Here is a 1076-nt window from a genome sequence, read left to right as displayed (position 1 = left end):
GGCCTCGTGATACGCCTATTTTTATAGGTTAATGTCATGATAATAATGGTTTCTTAGACGTCAGGTGGCACTTTTCGGGGAAATGTGCGCGGAACCCCTATTTGTTTATTTTTCTAAATACATTCAAATATGTATCCGCTCATGAGACAATAACCCTGGTAAATGCTTCAATAATATTGAAAAAGGAAGAGTATGAGTATTCAACATTTTCGTGTCGCCCTTATTCCCTTTTTTGCGGCATTTTGCCTTCCTGTTTTTGCTCACCCAGAAACGCTGGTGAAAGTAAAAGATGCTGAAGATCAGTTGGGTGCACGAGTGGGTTACATCGAACTGGATCTCAACAGCGGTAAGATCCTTGAGAGTTTTCGCCCCGAAGAACGTTTTCCAATGATGAGCACTTTTAAAGTTCTGCTATGTGGTGCGGTATTATCCCGTGTTGACGCCGGGCAAGAGCAACTCGGTCGCCGCATACACTATTCTCAGAATGACTTGGTTGAGTACTCACCAGTCACAGAAAAGCATCTTACGGATGGCATGACAGTAAGAGAATTATGCAGTGCTGCCATAACCATGAGTGATAACACTGCTGCCAACTTACTTCTGACAACGATCGGAGGACCGAAGGAGCTAACCGCTTTTTTGCACAACATGGGGGATCATGTAACTCGCCTTGATCGTTGGGAACCGGAGCTGAATGAAGCCATACCAAACGACGAGCGTGACACCACGATGCCTGCAGCAATGGCAACAACGTTGCGCAAACTATTAACTGGCGAACTACTTACTCTAGCTTCCCGGCAACAATTAATAGACTGGATGGAGGCGGATAAAGTTGCAGGACCACTTCTGCGCTCGGCCCTTCCGGCTGGCTGGTTTATTGCTGATAAATCTGGAGCCGGTGAGCGTGGGTCTCGCGGTATCATTGCAGCACTGGGGCCAGATGGTAAGCCCTCCCGTATCGTAGTTATCTACACGACGGGGAGTCAGGCAACTATGGATGAACGAAATAGACAGATCGCTGAGATAGGTGCCTCACTGATTAAGCATTGGTAACTGTCAGACCAAGTTTACTCATA

The 1076-nt window shown here is 46.7% G+C and carries 1 protein-coding gene; it reads left to right on the top strand.

Annotated elements, in window-relative coordinates:
* Positions 1-192: 192 nt before the first annotated feature.
* On the top strand, positions 193-1053 hold the full coding sequence (locus L2I46_RS29170) for a broad-spectrum class A beta-lactamase TEM-1 (RefSeq protein ID WP_000027057.1): 861 nt from the start codon (positions 193-195) through the stop codon (positions 1051-1053).
* The last annotated feature ends 23 nt before the right edge of the window (positions 1054-1076 follow it).

Source organism: Klebsiella sp. 2019SCSN059 (assembly GCF_021739525.1).
Classification (GTDB): Bacteria; Pseudomonadota; Gammaproteobacteria; order Enterobacterales; family Enterobacteriaceae; genus Klebsiella; species Klebsiella quasipneumoniae.
The sequence above is the reverse complement of the archived record's forward strand: the minus strand, read 5'-3'. Positions and strand labels throughout refer to the sequence as shown.

Coding starts and splice junctions, on each gene's coding strand:
- L2I46_RS29170 (WP_000027057.1), top strand. CDS start 193: ATGAGTATTCAACATTTTCGTGTCGCCCTTATTCCCTTTTTTGCGGCA.